Source organism: Bacillus cereus group sp. Bc061, from assembly GCF_027715825.1.
Classification (GTDB): domain Bacteria; phylum Bacillota; class Bacilli; order Bacillales; family Bacillaceae_G; genus Bacillus_A; species Bacillus_A paranthracis.
Map to the genome: position 1 here is coordinate 121987 of NZ_JAQFTZ010000010.1, position 13540 is coordinate 135526.

Below are 13540 nucleotides of genomic sequence, written 5' to 3' on the forward strand. Positions count from 1 at the left end.
AATGCCAAGTACATCCCTCTGCACTTGGCAATCCTTTTTAAATATGAACGCCCTCTTCAGCGATTTCCGTTAACATTTGAATCACATTTTGACATTTCGTATCATTGAATAACTCGTTCATAGCATGTATCACCATGACTTCATCTGACCAATTGCTAATATTGTATGTGTTCGTATAAATTTTTGAATACAATGTTCCGGGTTTCTTCGCTGCTGCACTTATTTTTTTGCCTTTACTTTCTAATGTTGTTAATAGCGAAACTCTCTTTTGTGACTCGAGTGGACCAATTTCTAAGGTCAGTTTCAATCTATTGCCTGTCAAACGTTCAAACCACATAATCGCACAGTTGTTTAACCACCACTTCCGTTTAGGTATGCCAAATTGTTCTTCCAGTAAGCGGAACTCTGGCATAATAAATGACGGTTTTTTACTGCTCATTTTATAAAGACCTTCTTGAAGTTGATGTTGTTTAGTAAATACTTGGAATGCATTAGATAAAACATTTTCTTCTGTTTGATTACGTTCTTCAGTCACATCGTCGTCTTCTCCATTTATAAAGCTAGCTATCGTATCATCTATCGCGGAAACAACTTGATTAAAATCTGCATTGTTATAAATGTTATTCATCACTTGAAGAATCTCATCTTGATCCGCCCAATCTTTAACATCCATATATACTGTGTAAATTCTCGTAAACTTTGCTCCATTTTCTTTCGCTTTCTCTTTAATCGTTACACCATTCTCTTCTAACTTACATAATAACTTTAATCGATTCTCATATTGTTCTAACGGACCTACTTCAATCGTAAGCTTCATACGGCCATCTGGTTCTCGCTCAAACCAAGTAATAAGAGCATTACGTAACCACCATTCACCTTTCGGAACACCAACAATCTCATCAAGTTGTCTCCACTCTTCAAAAATGAATGATGGAACGCGGATATGTTCCTTATAACAACTATTTGGGATTTGATTTTGTTCTACAAACTGTAAGAACGCCTCTCTCATTACACTATTACCAGCTTTATGTATAAAACGAAGTGTTTCGGAATACTTCTTATAAATTTTACGAAGATCCTCTTTCACTTCATCATCCAATTTCTTCACAGCTCTTTGCAACTCTTTACTAACAAACTTTCCAACCACTTTTCCGTTACCATTTAAACATAGAAAATCAACAGCAGCTTTATGGTTTTTATACACCGTTAACGCTAGTTCAATATCTTCCTCATCACGAACTAGTTCTCCCTCTAATATATCAATATAGTAGGAAATGAAATCTTTAATCGTACTAGACGTATACTCACTATAAATCTCCAATTGTGCTTTCAAGATATTTAAAATATCACCATAATCTAACGTAAGATACGACGTATGACTCGGCGCACTACCATCTAAACTTAAAAAGATTGGAATAATCGTATACCCTTCATATTTCTCACTAACAAAATTGATATAATTTTGTAATTGTCCATCTGATTCAGATGACTTATATTTATTTTCAATTAAAATAGCAACCTTTTGCGACTCTGATACTGCTAAAATATCAATTCTTTTATTATTTTCCGTCTGTACTTCACGGAAAACCTCCAAATCTTGAAGAGACTGCTTATGTAATTTAATAAAATTATATTGACTGATTAATTCCTCATTCTCCGCTTTCACAAACGTTTTAGAAAGCAACTTATTTACAAACATAGAACTTAAATGATGATTCTCCGCAGGATCAAGCAACCAAGCAATCATATTAGAATGCCTAATCTCAAACTTATCCACCTTTAATATTTTAAAGGGATTAAAACGATTAAACTTACTATGTAACTTCTCAAACTCCATCGAATCATCTAAAAGCGATAAAATCTCAAAATTATAATCCATTTCTCACACCCGCCGTATATAAATTTTTGAATTCACTCTCTTCAATTTCATTAAATCTTTATAAACGAATTATAACTTATAACGTGGCATTATTTATGTCACATATCCTATTTCTTACAAATAAACATGCATTACTCACTAAACTTAACCATCCCCCCATACCACCCACTACTCTCCTCCAAAAACCCCCTACTCTCCCCACTTCCCTTATAAAAATCCTCCCAACCCCGTTCCCTCAAAATCTCCTTCCAACTATCACTCTCAACCATCCTCTTAATCACACCATCCCAATAAGCAACCTCTTCCTCCGTCATATCCTTCGGGCCCATAATTCCTTTCCAGTGCTGGAATATGACGTTGATTCCTTGTTCTTTCCATGTTGGGATTTCTGGTAGTCGGTCTAGTCGTTTTGGTGCGGATACGGCTAGTATTTTTATTTTGCCGGCTTTGTATTGTTTTTCGGCTTCGGATAGGGTCATGGTTGCGGCGTTTATTTGTTTGTTCGTTAGGGCGTTTATGATTTTTTCTTTGTTTTCGTAGACGAAGAATTGTAGTTCGGCTGGGTTTATGCCGAATGCTTTGCTTACTTGTACGAATGATAGGTGATCGTCGTTTCCTAAGCCTGGGGCAACTCCGATGTTGAAGTTTTTCTTGTTTTGTTTTAGTTGTTCCATTAGTTCGTTTGCGTTTTCTATGTTTGAGTCTTTTGATACGACAACGACTTCCCAGTCTGATGCTAGTAGCGCGAGCGGCGTGAAGTCTTTATATGTTAGTTTACTGTGGCCTAGTAGGTTGTTCGTTATGAGTAAGCTTGAGTTAATCGCCAGTACGTGACCGCCTTTTTGTTTCGTATATTTCCATCCGACATCACCGCTGCCGCCTACTTTATTTGTGACAGTGATTGGTTTTGTGAAAATTTTTTCTTCCGTGAGCGTTTTTTGCATCGCTCGTGCTGTTAAGTCCCATCCGGCTCCTTGGACGTTTGGCGCAACGATTTCTACTTTGTTTATGTTTACTGTATTCGTTTGAGTTTTTTCCGAAGAACAACCAGCTATTACTCCTGTCATAATCCATATACATAGTAATAATCGTTTTTTCATAGTCCTCGTCCTATTCGGTACTTTCGCTCTGGTCGTCCGATAATGCCGTATGTGTATTCTACTGTACATTCGCCGGTCGCTACTAAATATTCCAAGTATCTTCTCGCGGTTGTTCTGGAGGCTCCCATTTGTTCTCCCATTTCTTCTATTGTAATGCCCTCGTCGAATCCTTTTATAATTCCTTTCACTTTTTGCAATGTTAGCGGATCGACACCTGTCGGTAAGTTTTTTATGTCTTGTGTTTGTGAAATGCCGAAGAAGTTATCGATGAGTGCTTGATTTACTTCATTGTTACTATGTAATAGTTGCTTCTTTCTTTTATACTCTTCAATTGTGCGAACAAATTTTTCTAACGTGACCGGTTTTATAAGGTAGTTGCTTACGCCATTTCGAATTGCTTTTTCTAACATATGGTTTTCATTCGCCGCTGTTACCATAATGACGTCAACGTTTGGAAAGTCAGCATGGATTTTCGGCAATAAGTCTGTTCCGATTCCATCTGGCAAATAGTTATCTAATAGGAGTAAATCGATTTCTTCCCTTTGTAGCAGTTCCATTGTTTCTTTTGCGTTCAACGCTTTTCCCATCACTTTTACATCCTTAATTTTTGATAAAAACTCTTCCTGAATTTGCGCGACACGGAAATCATCTTCTGCAATTGCAACCTTCAACATATGCCCATCCCCCTGTTTGTCATGTACTTTCTCTCAATGTTTTTGGAAGGTAAATTGTAAAAATAGCTCCCCCATTTTTCTCGTTTTGAATTTCAATTGTTCCTTCTAGTACATCTACCATTTCTTTCACGTTTGCTAGTCCGTAACCACGATTGTTTCCTTTCGTTGAAAATCCTTTTTGAAAAATGGCCGTTATTTTTTCTTCCGGTATCCCTATCCCGCTATCTATCACTTCAAACACAATATCGTGTCCAATATCCGTAATGAAGAAGGAAACACTCTTTTCCTCTCGTTCACTCACCGCATCAAATGCATTGTCGATTATGTTTCCAAGAATCGTAATAAGGTGCGAAACTTTTATATGGTCTGGTAACGGATGAAGCGCACTATCTCCTTCAATATGAAAATCAATTTTCTTCTCAGACGCTGTTCCGATTTTTCCTAATAAAATAGCTTGTACTTTCGCATCGTGAATTTGATGGAATAAAATATGGTTTTGGCTTTGATGAATGTTAGATTCTTGTTGGATAAATTCAATCGCTTCTTTGTAATGCCCTAATTGCAATAATCCCGATAAGACGAAAAGCTTATTTGTAAATTCATGCGTTTGAGCACGTAAGTCCTCTGAATATTTTCTTACCTCAGATATTGTATTCACAAGCTTTTGCAGTTCTGTTTTATCTCTAAAACTACATACAACGCCTACCGTACTTTTATTTTCGAGTATCGGTGTCATGTTTAAAATAAACACTTTATCTTGAAATGCGATTTCTTGATCGTTTTCTAGTACTCTCTCCATATGAAATTCCGGTAAAACTTTTGAAATGTGCTGCTGCATATAATCACCATTTACATGTAGCATTTCTTCTGCCGAAGTGTTCATCATCGTAATAAAACCATTTTGATCAATGGCGATAATTCCTTCTTTTATAGATAGTAGTATTGCACTTCGTTCCCGGTATAGCGCTGCAATTTCATTCGGCTCTAAACCGAGTGTATCTTTACGAATGCTACGTGCTAAAAGAATGCCACCAACAATGCCCGCTACTAATACAGCTAAGGAAAAGAGTATAATTTCTTTCGTTCTGCTCAGTATATTAGATTCAATACCTTTTATTAAAAACTCTACTGTCACAACGCCTACTACTTGATCGTAATCTCCGTTATGAACAATAATGGGTGCTTTCGCCATTAAAGCTGGACCACTTTCACCATTTCCTTCAAGCGTATAATAACCACCAAAAGTGAGTGCTTCATAGTTATATGGATTGTTACTCTTGGTACCAATTAACTCCGAATTAGAATGCGAATACATAACTCCATAACGATCTTCTATAATGATATAATCTGCACCAGCTTGCTCACGAACTTGTTCCGCAATGGATTGGATCGTACTTTTATGCTCGTTATTTTGAAAAGCTTCTTTTATAGCAGGCATAAATGAAAGCGACTTAGCCGTTTGCAGTGCTAACTGTTCTACTTGGCGCTTCGTATCAACGGACTGAATGTAAACAAATATTCCGGCTAATAGGAGAACGACAAATAAAATTAACGCGATAATTAAGCTTACTATTTTCGTTTGTAATGACACTTTGCGTGATTTCTTCATACTTCATATCCTTTGATAAAATATTCAAAACTATCAATCTCCTTTTTCTATTATTATGACAAAACCAAAAATGAAGCAACTATTAAAGCTCTCCATGTACATAAAGTACAAAAAGAATAAAATTGTCATAATATTGAGATTTCATTCTACAAACAGTACAATTCAACTATAATGAACACGCTTTCATAATTATCATTTTATTTATAAGCACGAGGAGGAATTAGTATGGCTCAAGTAAAATCAAACCGAGTCGCCGGCAATATTTTCAAAGGTTCTGTCGGCAATTTAATTGAATGGTACGACTGGTACGTTTACTCTGCTTTTGCTGTTTATTTTTCAGCAGAGTTCTTTCCTAAAGGCGATCCAACGAGTCAATTATTGAACACAGCGGCTATTTTCGCAGTTGGATTTTTAATGCGCCCTATCGGAAGTTTATTAATGGGACGCTATGCGGATCGGCACGGACGCCGTGCAGCATTAACGCTTTCGATTACAGTTATGGCAGGTGGTTCTTTCATTATCGCCTGTACACCTAGTTACGAAAGCATCGGTATTATGGCACCAATTATTTTAGTTCTTGCCCGTTTACTACAAGGATTATCACTTGGCGGAGAGTACGGGACTTCCGCAACGTATTTATCTGAAATGGCTAGTAGTGGTCGCCGTGGTTTTTATTCAAGCTTCCAATATGTAACGCTCGTTGCGGGGCAAATGGTTGCATTAGGCGTTCAAATTGTTCTTCAGCAATTACTAAGCGAACCAGATATGAAATCTTGGGGCTGGCGTATTCCATTCATTATTGGAGCGATGGGCGCAGTAGCTGTATTATGGCTTCGCCGCACGATGGATGAATCAGAGCAGTTTTCAAACATAAAATCACAAAAACGTGAAAGCGCAGGAACTGTTCGCGCTCTTATGAAACACCCGAAAGCAGTATTAACAGTAGTCGGTCTAACACTCGGAGGCACTGTTGCATTCTATACGTACACAACATATTTACAAAAATTCATGGTAAACACAGTCGGTCTTCCGAAAGAAGTTGTAAGCTGGATTAACTTTGTCGCACTACTTATATTCGTCGTACTTCAACCGATTACAGGGCTACTATCCGATAAAATTGGACGCCGCCCACTATTAATGGCATTCGGTATTCTCGGAACGTTACTAACAGCACCAATCTTCTTCTTTATGGAAAAAACGACAGAACCAATCGTAGCGTTCTTACTCATGATGGTCGGCCTCATCATCGTTACTGGTTACACATCGATTAACGCAATTGTAAAAGCAGAACTCTTCCCAACTGAAATTCGTGCACTCGGCGTAGGTTTACCGTATGCACTAACCGTTGCGATATTCGGCGGAACAGCAGAATTCATCGCTTTATGGCTAAAGAGTATCGGAATGGAGTCACTATTCTACTTCTACGTAGCTGGATGTATCGCGATCAGCTTTATTACGTATTGGCGTATGGATGAGTCATCGAAGACTTCCCAGATTGAGGCGGAGCTTGGTGGTGGGGATAAACTAGCTAATAATAAATCTAGTTAAAAGTATGTATTCTATGATCTTCGTTTATCTGAAAAAGTATAATTCATTAATGTGCAACTTAAAAACCTCTACTTATATGTAGAGGTTTTTAAACTTTATAACAGAAAAGATATTCAAATTTACTTTTCTTCTTTTTTGATTATGACATGTATTATTTATAATAAATCATTATGAAACGAAAAAAAGAAGATTATAGAGGTAACATCTCATGTGTATCAACTTAAGAAAAATAAATACCTACTTTATAAGATTCACCAAGCTCAAGTATTCTCTCATTTAGAGCCTTGAAATGCCGTAGAATACTTGAGCTATTGTTTTGCACTAAAACTTGAAGCCTGTCTAACATTTACATATATCTATACATATAGATATCATTCGAAAACACTGGCGGTTCGTTTCAATTCGTGGTAAATTAAACCAATTGAAGTATAAAAATCATTTCCAAAATGAAGATAATAATTTATAAATATAGTTAACATTCTATTCTTAGTAAGAGGTTAAACAAGGTGATACTTTAAATCATTTAGAAGTTTTCTATCTAATTATCCTAAAGTTGAGTGGTGAAACTAATATGAGCCAATGGCTAAGTAATGATAAAATGGTAGACCACGATTTTGGCGGTTGCATATTAAAATTTTTATTAGGTATGAGTATGATTTTTATACTTATTCTATATCCTATTTATTGGCTGTTTTTTCAAGAAAACGAAAAACCAATTGTAAAAAACACGTCATCCAACCAAGCAAATCACATAGAAATTACGGGGGTTTCATATGGACATCTCTTCGATGATAAATACATAAAAATTTACTTTAAAGAAAAAAACAAACTTGTAGAGAAAACAAAAATAAGGGTGGCTAATTTTAATATTGTTAATAGTTCAGACCTTTATGAAATTTCATGGAAAGATAATACTAAAGTTTCAATAGTAATGAAATTTGAATATGAAACTAAAACATTGGAATATGATTTCGAAACGGGAAAAATGGGTGGATATATGAACAGCACAAATAATAACTTATTATAGCCTAATATTCCAAATATATAGGATACACTTCCAAATCATAAAAACTTTTTCCTACTATTTATATTAAAACAACGAAAGGGAGGTGACACTTTGAACAAGTGGGCTATATTATCTTTAGCTTGTGTACCTTACGCTCTTTTAACTATAGTAAATGAAGATACATTAGAAATAGGTGGCTCAGCAAATATATTTTGGAAGATTGGATTATTTGCACCACTTATAGGCGTTTTATTTTCAGCTGGAGCCAGTAAAACTTACCAACGCGTTATGCTTGCCATATTTAATTTAAGTTACTATTTTGTACTCTACATCTATATGATATACACTTTGTAAAATACTCTTATACTCGTTTTAGGAACATATATTTTGGAGAGAAAATCACGAAAAACAAAACATACTATTTATCAATAATTTTCACAAGTCTTGTTTGTTTATTTTTATTTACAAAAGCTTTAGGAATTATCTTCTGGATAAATGGTGCCCCAATAGACAAATGGGTAGCTTGGGTTGGTTTATTTGCTATTCCGATTTTCATCTACTACTCTTTTCCAGAACGAAGTTTTAAAAAAACACAACAAATTGTCACCATAGTTATAATAATAGTTCAAATCATATGGCTAAAATGGGCCATTAATCAGTCTAAATATTATGCATATGTTAACAGTAATAACATTCTCCCATCTCCATATATAATTCAAGAGACTCCAAGTTCAGAGACTCCTATTTCTCTTAGTCAAAGGCTTTTAACTAACTATACATTGTATAAATCAATTCATTCATATCTATATGTAAGAGAAAATGTCACAGAAAGTGATCGAGGCATTGTTGATTGGATAAAACATTTTGATAGCGAAATAAAAGAAGAGGGCGACGGGCGCATCTATATAGAAACTTATAAGGGGAAGTTATTTTTCAAGTAAATTGTAAAAGGGAGAACTCAATTTGAAATCTCCCTTTTACTATCTACTCTCCAAATATAACAATATCAATAGAGTAGATAACACAATTTTTGGAGCTTGCAACATAAGATACACTTCTATTAGGAATCTATACACTTTATTACCTTTTATTCTATTTTTGTACTAGAACCTTCTTTTTTGCTTTGTTCTTTGAGATATGCTGTTTCTTCTTTTGGAGTAGCTAATCTTTTTGCTTTTCCCGCACTTTCTCCACCTGCTTGCTCCCACATATAATCATGTTCCTCAACCGCTTGAGAAAAATCACCTTTTTCCCAACGATTTAAAATCTCAACATATTTTTCTTTTTCCATTATTTTATCGCTTTGATCTAACAAGTGACGAAGCTTTTTAATATTCTCAGGAGACATTACGATAAAACCACTCTTTTTATCAGCTATTACTTTTTGATGCAACATTTTGTGCATAGAGTCGATTATGACACCCTCAGAGTTGGCCAAATTGTCAATTTCCTCTCCTTTGGCATCAACTATTCTCTCTTGTATTTGCTTATTGTCACTTCCGGGATTGAAAAACATTCCTACCATAAATAAATACATTCAATTAATTACCATCCAAGCCAAACAGTTCCTTGGTGCCATGAACCATCTGTATTTACTAGAGTTACAACATAGTTTCCTGCTTTCATAGGACCAAAGTAATTATAAACGTAATTACCACCACTCATTGGCCCTCCTGTTACATTATGGGTTACAGTGTTTCCTGATGATAAACTTTTTATTACAACTTTAAAATTAAAATTTTTATTATTTTGAATAGCTACTCCAATAGTCTCGTTATCTGCTACAGATGCAGTTTTTTTCACTTGAATTGATGTAGAAAAATTATAACTACCGGAATATCCCCAATCAAATGCTGCAACTGCTTTTTCACCAATAAGATTATTTTTATCTGAAAGATTTGGTACAAATGGTCTTTCGACTTCATTTGTATTTTCAACTATACTTTCAACTCTATCTGAAATAGGTTTTACTGTATCAGCTGATGCTGCACCAATCCCCCCAGTTAATGCAATACCTGTTGCTAATGCTCCGACTACTAATTTCTTAAACATAAAAAATCCCCCTTTAATAGTTTTGTAACTCATACATCAAACGTATCATTTTTTACAAAAAAGAAAATATTTAGAATTTATAGAAATATTCAGTCTTAAATTTATCAAAGTTTACACTCATAAATTACTGTAAAATAATGAAGTTTCCGTTTTTAGGATACTTGAAATTACTAGCTTAATAACAATGTGGTACCGCCAGCATGTTGGAAAAAATCACGCTAAGCAAAAAAATAAGCCCTCCATTTGGACAGCTCCTTTACACAATTCTCGTTCTCGGAAGTAAAGTTCTAAAAGTAATTTATCCATAGCGATATTAAAATTACTACTAACAAGGGGCGCACCACATCACTATTAAGCTAAGAAAAGCAAATACTCCAAAACGAGGTGACAATTTGAGAAACAAATCAGTTTCGTCATGTTCACAACTATAAATAGTAATGCCAATATTGCTCATTTGACACATACTACTGGCGTATTGCCGCTATCATTGCAAGCGGCAATGGCAAGTACGAGAAAAAGCGCTAAAGCGAGTACGATTAGTTTTTTCATTTTCATTGCGGTAGTCCTCCTATGTATGGTGTAAAATAGACATTTACGTTTGTCATGCTCCTATTATGGCAAAGCAATTTGTATTTTCCCTGTAGTTTGTCTGTAGCGGAGAACATTAAAAAAGACCGGCAGGAATAATCCTGTCGGTCAAAGTGATAAAGCTTGGTTGCTAACATCAGGGGTGCAGACGCCTCATAACAAAATGGCTGAGATAAAACAGATAGGCGAAATATAATACTACGCAAACAGTTACTACCAGGGCAAGTATATTTACAACCTTAACAGTCCTGTTTTGGAAAATCTTGAACAATAATGCATAAATACCAATGCCGATTACCCCTCCAAGCGTATTGTCAAGTACATCAGTAATATCGCTTCTTCCCATTGCAAAAATGAATTGTATAGTTTCAAACGCCAATGTCAAAGCAACAATTGGAAGAACTTTCTTCATAAAAGGCCATTTACTTTTTAGCATACAAATATATATACCTAAAGGGATAAAAATAAATATATTAGCTCTTATTTCTCTAAAATCAATAGTTCCGCTGTCATCGAAAGACCCCTGAAATGGAATCAGATTGATTACTCGTATCCCATCTGATATTTCAGAAGAATAAAACGGTAATTTGAAGAGAATGACGCCTGTCAACAGCAGCATATATACTACAAACAATGTAATTGTAAGTTTATTTCGGTTTTCTAATTTCATTATTTTTTCTCCTTGTGTTATTTATGCCTTTGGCAAATCCATCCAAAATAGAACGCCATCCGGAACGTTTTCCAAAGCATATTCAATGTTCATTGCTTCCAACGTTTTCCGCACAATGGTCAAGCCTAAACCGCTACGCCCACTTTTCCGACCCCGCACTTTATCCATACGGTAGAATGGGTCAAATAACTTAGGCAGAACTGTATCGTCTATCCTTGCACCTGTGTTTAGTATGCAAAGGTGATATTGTTTATCCGCAGGCTCGCTCCATATCCTAATTTCACCGCCTGTAGGTGTATTCTGTACTGCGTTCAAAATGATATTAGAAAGTGCTTTTTGAAGCATTTTAGAATCGACAAGGCCGTTTTGTTCGTCAGGAATGTCCATAACAATACACTGACCGTTTGCTTCAGCTAATATCTGAAAGTCAGGCAGTATGTCAGCCACTATTTGCCGAAGTTTCAGTTTTTCAAGATCCTGAGAGATTTTCCCATCGCTCAGGTTGACAATCTCCAGTATCTCGGAAATCACATCGTCCTGCGCGTCCATCATCTTCACGCATTCGCGCAGATATTTGGGATGATCTTTGTAATCACCTACATTTTCGAGCATACCCTCCAGCAAGATACTTGTTGCCGCGATAGGCGTTTTTAGCTCATGTGAAGCCGCCGAAAAGAAATATCGCTGTGCTTCCTCCATTTCCCTTACCCGCAAGATTTCATTTTCTAACCGGGAAATGGTATCTTTCAACTTATCGTACATAGAGTGAATGTCACGCGACAAATCGCCTAATTCATCCCGGCGTATAGGTAGGCTTTGCGGTACATCTTCAAGCCTTGCCATTTTCCCGGCGTCATCCGCCAATCGCTTGATGGGGTTGGTTATCTGACGTGCAAAAACATACGCGCACACAAGGCAGAGGGCGAGTACAATGGCAAACGCGACCAATGCCCGCACAATTATTTCATTGTAAAAGGCAGTTAAGCCCGGTCTGGTCTGGGCGACGACAGAATAGCCACGGGCTTTATCATTATGCACCACATAGTAAAAGTCACCATTGAAATTATCCGAGGTATCAGCACCCGGCGTAGCGTAAATCACGCCGCCATTATCATCTATAATGCAAAACTCAAATGATTGGTTGTTGTCACGAAACCTTTGCGCTGCTGCGGGAATATCATTATAATTACTATTTTTTACTCTATTGACCAAAGGCTGATAGGACACTAATATTTGTTCCCTTTCAACTGCTCTGTACAGTGTTAAGAATTGACCTGAAAACAATGTGGCAGTTACGAAAACAATCAACAGCATAGCAACTATCGTATAGGCAAAAATCTTAATAAATATCCCATTCTTTTTCATGAAGTTTCCTCCAATCGGTAGCCCACCCCGCGTACTGTTTTGATGATATTATCCGGTAGCTTCGCCCGTAGGTTTTTAATGTGAGTATGCACGGTGCTACCATCACCGTCAAAATCGTAGCCCCATATGCGGGACAAAATAACTTCATGAGATAGTGTTCTGCCATTGTTTTGCACCAGTAGCATTAAGATTTCAAACTCTTTAAGGGTCAAAAGTAATTCTTCGTCGTCATAAAAAACCTTGAAATCTTCCGGCAAAAGTGTCAGCTTGCCATAGTGAAGTTCCTTTGCCACCGCACCGCTGCGACGGAGCAGCGCCTCCACACGTTTCAGCAATAGCTGAATCTTGAACGGCTTAGTCACATAATCATCCGCTTCCGCATCAAATGCTCTGATTTGATTCTCATCATCGGAAAGAGCGGTCATCATCAGAACCGGCGTATTATTCAGCTTACGGAACTCCCTTAAAAGCTCATGACCGTTCATTCCCGGCAACAAGATATCAAGAATGACAAGCTGATAGGTATTATCATAAAACTTGCTATGCGCTTCATCCCCGTTAAAACAGGCATCCACCTTATATCCCGCTCCAGATAAAAAGACTTTTACTGTATTGCAAATATGCTCATCGTCCTCGACAAGCAGTATTCGTATATCCATAAATGTATACCTCCGTAAAAAAGATAACACAGCAATCTGTATTTTCCCTGTAGTTTTAAGATTTATTTCGTTCGGATTTCGTTCGTCCATCAACAGGTTTTACGGCATCCTCTGGAATAGCCCATGTCCAGCTGAGCCGATATGCGCCTATCATCCTGCTCTGCTTACATAACAGCTGTATCCGACGATCTGAAATGCCCCATTTCTCACTGGCTCCTGTCACTGTCACTAAAACGCATTACCAAAAACAAAGTGCCGATGATTAGTGATTAATATCTTTTTGTTAATAGCTTAAGCGAACACATTACAATCAAATTTTATAGTTTTGACTGCTTACCGTACAAAATTCCCGAAATGTTGGTGGTACGCCTTCAAATAAGTCTTCAATTT

General features: G+C 36.6%; 14 protein-coding genes. 4 read left to right on the forward strand and 10 right to left on the reverse strand.

Annotated features, from left to right (window positions below; all coding sequences use genetic code 11):
• Window positions 1-37: 37 nt before the first annotated feature.
• From PDQ40_RS23495 to PDQ40_RS23510, 4 genes are all read right to left on the reverse strand, one after another.
• Complete coding sequence (locus PDQ40_RS23495; RefSeq protein WP_270691677.1) at window positions 38-1879, reverse strand: PDDEXK-like family protein; 1842 nt, start codon at window positions 1877-1879, stop codon at window positions 38-40.
• A 131-nt stretch (window positions 1880-2010) separates the two neighbouring features.
• Window positions 2011-2979 (reverse strand): tripartite tricarboxylate transporter substrate-binding protein, encoded by a 969-nt coding sequence (locus PDQ40_RS23500; protein WP_270691678.1) that lies wholly within the window; start codon window positions 2977-2979, stop codon window positions 2011-2013.
• Window positions 2976-3653: a response regulator gene (locus PDQ40_RS23505; RefSeq protein WP_270691679.1), complete on the reverse strand. Its 678-nt coding sequence runs from the start codon at window positions 3651-3653 to the stop codon at window positions 2976-2978. The genes PDQ40_RS23500 and PDQ40_RS23505 overlap by 4 nt, the downstream gene beginning before the upstream one ends.
• 19 nt (window positions 3654-3672) lie before the next feature.
• A complete protein-coding gene (locus PDQ40_RS23510; RefSeq protein WP_270691680.1) occupies window positions 3673-5262 on the reverse strand; it encodes an ATP-binding protein in 1590 nt (529 codons plus the stop codon).
• 225 nt (window positions 5263-5487) lie between these two features.
• On the opposite strand from PDQ40_RS23510, the gene PDQ40_RS23515 reads away from it, so the two are divergent.
• The 3 genes from PDQ40_RS23515 (at window position 5488) to PDQ40_RS23525 (ending at window position 8170) form a co-directional block, all read left to right on the forward strand.
• Window positions 5488-6810, forward strand: coding sequence for an MFS transporter (locus tag PDQ40_RS23515; protein ID WP_270691681.1), 1323 nt, complete (start codon window positions 5488-5490; stop codon window positions 6808-6810).
• 571 nt (window positions 6811-7381) lie between these two features.
• Window positions 7382-7837 carry a hypothetical protein gene (locus PDQ40_RS23520; protein ID WP_257808795.1) on the forward strand — a complete coding sequence of 152 codons (456 nt, stop codon included), beginning with the start codon at window positions 7382-7384 and terminating at the stop codon, window positions 7835-7837.
• Window positions 7838-7927: 90 nt separating this feature from the next.
• Complete coding sequence (locus PDQ40_RS23525; RefSeq protein ID WP_001045660.1) at window positions 7928-8170, forward strand: hypothetical protein; 243 nt, start codon at window positions 7928-7930, stop codon at window positions 8168-8170.
• A gap of 64 nt (window positions 8171-8234) precedes the next feature.
• Here PDQ40_RS23525 and PDQ40_RS23530 read toward each other — a convergent pair whose 3' ends face one another.
• The 3 genes from PDQ40_RS23530 to PDQ40_RS23540 all read right to left on the reverse strand — a co-directional run bounded on the left by PDQ40_RS23530 (window position 8235) and on the right by PDQ40_RS23540 (window position 9868).
• On the reverse strand, window positions 8235-8372 hold the full coding sequence (locus tag PDQ40_RS23530) for a hypothetical protein (RefSeq protein ID WP_270691682.1): 138 nt from the start codon (window positions 8370-8372) through the stop codon (window positions 8235-8237).
• Window positions 8373-8903: 531 nt separating this feature from the next.
• Complete coding sequence (locus PDQ40_RS23535) at window positions 8904-9353, reverse strand: DUF6241 domain-containing protein (RefSeq protein ID WP_076855688.1); 450 nt, start codon at window positions 9351-9353, stop codon at window positions 8904-8906.
• An 8-nt stretch (window positions 9354-9361) separates the two neighbouring features.
• Window positions 9362-9868 (reverse strand): hypothetical protein, encoded by a 507-nt coding sequence (locus PDQ40_RS23540; RefSeq protein WP_103141931.1) that lies wholly within the window; start codon window positions 9866-9868, stop codon window positions 9362-9364.
• A 415-nt stretch (window positions 9869-10283) separates the two neighbouring features.
• Between PDQ40_RS23540 and PDQ40_RS23545 the strand changes: the two genes are divergently transcribed.
• Window positions 10284-10451, forward strand: a complete 168-nt coding sequence (locus PDQ40_RS23545; RefSeq protein WP_181365361.1) for a hypothetical protein — start codon at window positions 10284-10286, stop codon at window positions 10449-10451.
• Window positions 10452-10592: 141 nt separating this feature from the next.
• Here PDQ40_RS23545 and PDQ40_RS23550 read toward each other — a convergent pair whose 3' ends face one another.
• Genes PDQ40_RS23550 through PDQ40_RS23560 form a run of 3 tightly spaced genes read right to left on the reverse strand, consistent with a single transcriptional unit; the run spans window position 10593 to window position 13150 of the window.
• On the reverse strand, window positions 10593-11126 hold the full coding sequence (locus PDQ40_RS23550; RefSeq protein ID WP_076855687.1) for a VanZ family protein: 534 nt from the start codon (window positions 11124-11126) through the stop codon (window positions 10593-10595).
• A 21-nt stretch (window positions 11127-11147) separates the two neighbouring features.
• Entirely contained in the window at window positions 11148-12491 is a 1344-nt protein-coding gene (locus PDQ40_RS23555) for a sensor histidine kinase (protein WP_113732465.1), read from the reverse strand.
• Window positions 12488-13150 (reverse strand): response regulator transcription factor, encoded by a 663-nt coding sequence (locus PDQ40_RS23560; RefSeq protein ID WP_076855685.1) that lies wholly within the window; start codon window positions 13148-13150, stop codon window positions 12488-12490. Before PDQ40_RS23560 ends, PDQ40_RS23555 begins: the two co-directional genes overlap by 4 nt.
• Window positions 13151-13540 lie beyond the last annotated feature (390 nt).

Coding starts and splice junctions, on each gene's coding strand:
- PDQ40_RS23495 (WP_270691677.1), bottom strand. CDS start 1,879: ATGGATTATAATTTTGAGATTTTATCGCTTTTAGATGATTCGATGGAG.
- PDQ40_RS23500 (WP_270691678.1), bottom strand. CDS start 2,979: ATGAAAAAACGATTATTACTATGTATATGGATTATGACAGGAGTAATA.
- PDQ40_RS23505 (WP_270691679.1), bottom strand. CDS start 3,653: ATGTTGAAGGTTGCAATTGCAGAAGATGATTTCCGTGTCGCGCAAATT.
- PDQ40_RS23510 (WP_270691680.1), bottom strand. CDS start 5,262: ATGAAGAAATCACGCAAAGTGTCATTACAAACGAAAATAGTAAGCTTA.
- PDQ40_RS23515 (WP_270691681.1), top strand. CDS start 5,488: ATGGCTCAAGTAAAATCAAACCGAGTCGCCGGCAATATTTTCAAAGGT.
- PDQ40_RS23520 (WP_257808795.1), top strand. CDS start 7,382: ATGAGCCAATGGCTAAGTAATGATAAAATGGTAGACCACGATTTTGGC.
- PDQ40_RS23530 (WP_270691682.1), bottom strand. CDS start 8,372: ATGAAAATCGGAATAGCAAATAAACCAACCCAAGCTACCCATTTGTCT.
- PDQ40_RS23535 (WP_076855688.1), bottom strand. CDS start 9,353: ATGTATTTATTTATGGTAGGAATGTTTTTCAATCCCGGAAGTGACAAT.
- PDQ40_RS23540 (WP_103141931.1), bottom strand. CDS start 9,868: ATGTTTAAGAAATTAGTAGTCGGAGCATTAGCAACAGGTATTGCATTA.
- PDQ40_RS23545 (WP_181365361.1), top strand. CDS start 10,284: ATGTTCACAACTATAAATAGTAATGCCAATATTGCTCATTTGACACAT.
- PDQ40_RS23550 (WP_076855687.1), bottom strand. CDS start 11,126: ATGAAATTAGAAAACCGAAATAAACTTACAATTACATTGTTTGTAGTA.
- PDQ40_RS23555 (WP_113732465.1), bottom strand. CDS start 12,491: ATGAAAAAGAATGGGATATTTATTAAGATTTTTGCCTATACGATAGTT.
- PDQ40_RS23560 (WP_076855685.1), bottom strand. CDS start 13,150: ATGGATATACGAATACTGCTTGTCGAGGACGATGAGCATATTTGCAAT.